The organism is Caulobacter sp. GW821-FHT10C03 (genome assembly GCF_059415485.1).
Map to the genome: position 1 here is coordinate 1 of NZ_JBWKNI010000039.1, position 5,361 is coordinate 5,361.

Genomic DNA, 5,361 nt, shown 5'->3' on the forward strand with positions numbered 1-5,361 from the left:
TGGGTGCGGGGACAGGATTTGAACCTGTGACCTTCAGGTTATGAGCCTGACGAGCTACCGGGCTGCTCCACCCCGCGGCAGGGGAATATCGTGTGCAGGGTTCTTGGACTTTTGGGTGTGCATCCTTTTAGCGGACCTGGCGGCGACCTACTCTCCCGCGCCTTGAGACGAAGTACCATTGGCCCTGGGGGACTTAACGACCGAGTTCGGAATGGGATCGGGTGGGGAACCCCCGGCATAGCCACCAGGTCAGCGAAAAGGATGCTGTCTGCCTGAGATTGGTTCAGGCAGAGATTTGAAGAAGACATCATTGTATGAGGCTTTGTAGAGCTTCATGGGTTTGACTGAAGAACGATCAAGCCTATCGAGCTATTAGTACCGGTAAGCTCCATGCGTCGCCGCACTTCCACACCCGGCCTATCAACGTGGTGGTCTTCCACGGCTCTCAGCGAGACCTTGTTTTGAGGTTAGTTTCCCGCTTAGATGCTTTCAGCGGTTATCTATTCCACACTTAGCTACCCTGCTGCACAGCTGGCGCCATGACAGGTCCACCAGAGGTGTGTCCATCCCGGTCCTCTCGTACTAGGGACAGATCCTCTCAAGTCTCGTACACCCACGGCAGATAGGGACCAAACTGTCTCACGACGTTCTGAACCCAGCTCACGTACCACTTTAATCGGCGAACAGCCGAACCCTTGGGACCTGCTCCAGCCCCAGGATGTGATGAGCCGACATCGAGGTGCCAAACTTTGCCGTCGATATGGACTCTTGGGCAAAATCAGCCTGTTATCCCTAGAGTACCTTTTATTCGTTGAGCGATGGCCCTTCCACGCAGGACCACCGGATCACTATGGCCGACTTTCGTCTCTGCTCGACTTGTCAGTCTCGCAGTCAGGCGGGCTTATGCCATTGCACTCGACGACCGATTTCCGACCGGTCTGAGCCCACCATCGCGCGCCTCCGTTACACTTTGGGAGGCGACCGCCCCAGTCAAACTGCCCGCCACGCCATGTCCCGGACCCGGATAACGGGCCGCGGTTAGACGTCAACAACAATAAGGGTGGTATTTCAAGGATGGCTCCACTCGGACTGGCGCCCAAGTTTCATAGCCTCCCACCTATCCTACACATGTTATTGCTAACGCCAAGGCGAAGCTGCAGTAAAGGTTCATAGGGTCTTTCCGTCTGACCGCGGGAACCCCGCATCTTCACGGGGAATTCAATTTCGCTGAGCCTGTGCTGGAGACAGTGGGGAAGTCGTTACGCCATTCGTGCAGGTCGGAACTTACCCGACAAGGAATTTCGCTACCTTAGGACCGTTATAGTTACGGCCGCCGTTTACCTGGGCTTCAATTCAGAGCTTGCACCCCTCCTTTTAACCTTCAGGCACCGGGCAGGCGTCAGACCCTATACGTCGCCTTGCGGCTTCGCAGAGCCCTGTGTTTTTGATAAACAGTCGCTACCCCCTGGCTTGTGCCACTCTTTTCTGGTTGCCCAAAGAAGAGTCACGCTTATCCCGAAGTTACGCGTGCAATTTGCCGAGTTCCTTCAGCACAGTTCTCTCAAGCGCCTTGGTATACTCTACCTACCCACCTGTGTCGGTTTCGGGTACGGTCTCCGTTGGAGTTATTTCCAGGGACCTGTTCACTGCCAGAACCAATCCAATAAGGACTGACAATTTACCAGATCCGTCACTTCCAACTGGCCCAGGAATATTTACCTGGTTCCCATCGACTACGCGTTTCCGCCTCGCCTTAGGGGCCGGCTAACCCTGCGCAGATTAGCTTTACGCAGGAACCCTTGGGTTTTCGGCGAGAGGGTCTCTCACCCTCTTTATCGCTACTCATGTCAGCATTCTCACTTCCGATACCTCCAGCAAGGCTCACGCCTCACCTTCATCGGCTTACGGAACGCTCCGCTACCGCTTGCACAAAGTGCAAACCCATACCTTCGGCGACTGGCTTGAGCCCCGTTACATTTTCCGCGCAGGTTCGCTTGACCAGTGAGCTGTTACGCTTTCTTTAAATGATGGCTGCTTCTAAGCCAACATCCTGGTTGTCAAAGCAAACCCACATCGTTTCCCACTTAGCCAGTACTTGGGGGCCTTAGATGATGGTTAGGGTTGTTTCCCTTTTCACGACGGACGTTAGCACCCGCCGTGTGTCTCCCAGATATCTCTCTCGGGTATTCGGAGTTTGATTAGAATTGGTACAGCTCGCGCCGCCCGCATCCATTCAGTGCTCTACCCCCCGAGGAGTCCGTCTGAGGCACTACCTAAATAGTTTTCGCGGAGAACCAGCTATGTCCAGGTTTGATTGGCCTTTCACCCCTATCCACAAGTCATCCGAGAATTTTTCAACATTCACCGGTTCGGTCCTCCAGTTGGTGTTACCCAACCTTCAACCTGCTCATGGATAGATCACCTGGTTTCGGGTCGTCATGCGACGTACTTATTCGCCCTATTCAGACTCGCTTTCGCTGCGCCTACACCTAACGGCTTAAGCTTGCACGGCACATGAAGTCGCTGACCCATTATACAAAAGGTACGCCGTCACCACGCGCGGTGGCTCCGACTGCTTGTAGGCTTCCGATTTCAGGATCTGTTTCACTCCCCTTGTCGGGGTGCTTTTCACCTTTCCCTCACGGTACTTGTTCGCTATCGGTCATTGAGGAGTACTTAGGCTTGGAGGGTGGTCCCCCCATGTTCAGACAGGATTTCACGTGTCCCGCCCTACTCGAGTCTGTCGCTATTTGACGCTTACGGGGCTATCACCCACTATGGCCGAGCTTCCCAGCTCGTTCAGCTTTATGTCACGACAGCACTGGCCTGGTCCCGGTTCGCTCGCCACTACTACGGGAGTCTCGGTTGATGTCCTTTCCTCCGGGTACTGAGATGTTTCAGTTCCCCGGGTTTGCTTAATGACCCTATGTATTCAGATCATTATACCTCTTCCGACCAACCGATCTTGATTTTGCCGAAGCAAAACTAAGTCGGGTGACCGTAAAGGTGGGTTTCCCCATTCGGAGATAGCCGGATCAAAGGGTGCTCGCGCCTCCCCGGCTCTTATCGCAGCGTGCCACGTCCTTCATCGCCTCTCAATGCCAAGGCATCCGTCAGAAGCCCTTATGCGCTTGATCGTTCTCAGCAAAACCCATGCGCTTACCGTCTAGGGACGGTTCGCATGCGCTTTACAATTTGTCAGACAATGATGTCTTCTTAAGTCCAACCTAAGCGGCTGAACCCTGCCTTCACGATGTCACTTCGCAGACTGGCCAAAGCCAGTTGCAAACTTGATATCCTCGATCGCGATGTCCTTGCGTGTTCTCCAGCTGGCCTCGCTCAAGAAGCGAAGCGTTAGCGAGAACAGCCAACAAGGATGGTGGAGCCAGACGGATTCGAACCGACGACATCCTGCTTGCAAAGCAGGCGCTCTACCAACTGAGCTATGGCCCCGAAAGGGTGTAGCCAGGAGAGCGGTCGGTTGCGTCCGTATGTTTGGAAAGAGTGGTAGGCCCGATAAGACTTGAACTTATGACCTCACGCTTATCAAGCGTGCGCTCTAACCAACTGAGCTACGGGCCCATAGGCCGCTCAGATCAGATCCGCTCTAAACATTCTTAGAGGAGGACCCGCTCCAGGGCTCGCGATCGTGCTCTGAACCTCGACGGTCCAGAACAAGTGGAAAGAGAAACGAAGACGGCGGCGATCCGCTCATTTGTGTGCGTCTAGCGCACTAATCGGAGCCTCAATAGCCGAAGCTGGAGAGGCATCCTTAGAAAGGAGGTGATCCAGCCGCAGGTTCCCCTACGGCTACCTTGTTACGACTTCACCCCAGTCGCTGACCCTACCGTGGTCGCCTGCCTCTCTTGCGAGTTAGCGCAGCGCCTTCGGGTAAAGCCAACTCCCATGGTGTGACGGGCGGTGTGTACAAGGCCCGGGAACGTATTCACCGCGGCATGCTGATCCGCGATTACTAGCGATTCCAACTTCATGCTCTCGAGTTGCAGAGAACAATCCGAACTGAGACGACTTTTAGGGATTGGCTCCCCCTCGCGGGATTGCAGCCCTCTGTAGTCGCCATTGTAGCACGTGTGTAGCCCACCTTGTAAGGGCCATGAGGACTTGACGTCATCCCCGCCTTCCTCCGGATTAACTCCGGCAGTCCTGTTAGAGTGCCCAACTTAATGATGGCAACTAACAGCGAGGGTTGCGCTCGTTGCGGGACTTAACCCAACATCTCACGACACGAGCTGACGACAGCCATGCAGCACCTGTGTCCCAGTCCCCGAAGGGAAGGCCGGATCTCTCCGGATGTCCAGGCATGTCAAAAGGTGGTAAGGTTCTGCGCGTTGCTTCGAATTAAACCACATGCTCCACCGCTTGTGCGGGCCCCCGTCAATTCCTTTGAGTTTTAATCTTGCGACCGTACTCCCCAGGCGGAGTGCTTAATGCGTTAGCTGCGTCACCGACAGGCATGCCTGCCGACAACTAGCACTCATCGTTTACAGCGTGGACTACCAGGGTATCTAATCCTGTTTGCTCCCCACGCTTTCGAGCCTCAGCGTCAGTAACGGACCAGTATGTCGCCTTCGCCACTGGTGTTCTTCCGAATATCTACGAATTTCACCTCTACACTCGGAGTTCCACATACCTCTTCCGTACTCAAGACTGCCAGTATCAAAGGCAATTCCAAGGTTGAGCCCTGGGCTTTCACCTCTGACTAAACAGTCCGCCTACGCTCCCTTTACGCCCAGTAATTCCGAGCAACGCTAGCCCCCTTCGTATTACCGCGGCTGCTGGCACGAAGTTAGCCGGGGCTTCTTCTCCGGGTACCGTCATTATCGTCCCCGGTGAAAGAATTTTACAATCCTAAGACCTTCATCATTCACGCGGCATGGCTGCGTCAGGCTTTCGCCCATTGCGCAAGATTCCCCACTGCTGCCTCCCGTAGGAGTTTGGGCCGTGTCTCAGTCCCAATGTGGCTGATCATCCTCTCAGACCAGCTACTGATCGTAGCCTTGGTGAGCCTTTACCTCACCAACTAGCTAATCAGACGCGGGCCGCTCCAATGGCGATAAATCTTTCCCCCGAAGGGCACATCCGGTATTAGCTCAAGTTTCCCTGAGTTGTTCCGAACCAAAGGGCACGTTCCCACGTGTTACTCACCCGTCCGCCACTAATCCCGAAGGATCCGTTCGACTTGCATGTGTTAGGCCTGCCGCCAGCGTTCGCTCTGAGCCAGGATCAAACTCTCAGGTTGAGTTGACATTGACTCCAGCTATTTGACCGAGGGGAAAACCTCAGTCGCGTATCTGGTTTGCATAGTTTCTTGACGAGTTCCCATCACACAATGACCAAGCC

The 5,361-nt window shown here is 54.6% G+C and carries 3 tRNA genes and 3 rRNA genes; all 6 read right to left on the reverse strand.

Annotation, left to right across the window (positions count from 1 at the left end):
- Nucleotides 1–77, reverse strand: a tRNA-Met gene (locus AC07NG_RS25610).
- 57 nt (nucleotides 78–134) lie between these two features.
- Nucleotides 135–249: ribosomal RNA gene (rrf, locus tag AC07NG_RS25615) — 5S ribosomal RNA — on the reverse strand.
- Between the two features lie 102 nt (nucleotides 250–351).
- Nucleotides 352–3,137: ribosomal RNA gene (locus tag AC07NG_RS25620) — 23S ribosomal RNA — on the reverse strand.
- A gap of 240 nt (nucleotides 3,138–3,377) precedes the next feature.
- Nucleotides 3,378–3,453: transfer RNA gene (locus tag AC07NG_RS25625), tRNA-Ala, on the reverse strand.
- 52 nt (nucleotides 3,454–3,505) lie between these two features.
- Nucleotides 3,506–3,582 (reverse strand) — tRNA-Ile (locus AC07NG_RS25630).
- A gap of 194 nt (nucleotides 3,583–3,776) precedes the next feature.
- Nucleotides 3,777–5,260: ribosomal RNA gene (locus tag AC07NG_RS25635) — 16S ribosomal RNA — on the reverse strand.
- The 16S, 23S and 5S rRNA genes sit together here with 3 tRNA genes alongside, the layout of an rRNA operon.
- Between the last annotated feature and the right edge of the window lie 101 nt (nucleotides 5,261–5,361).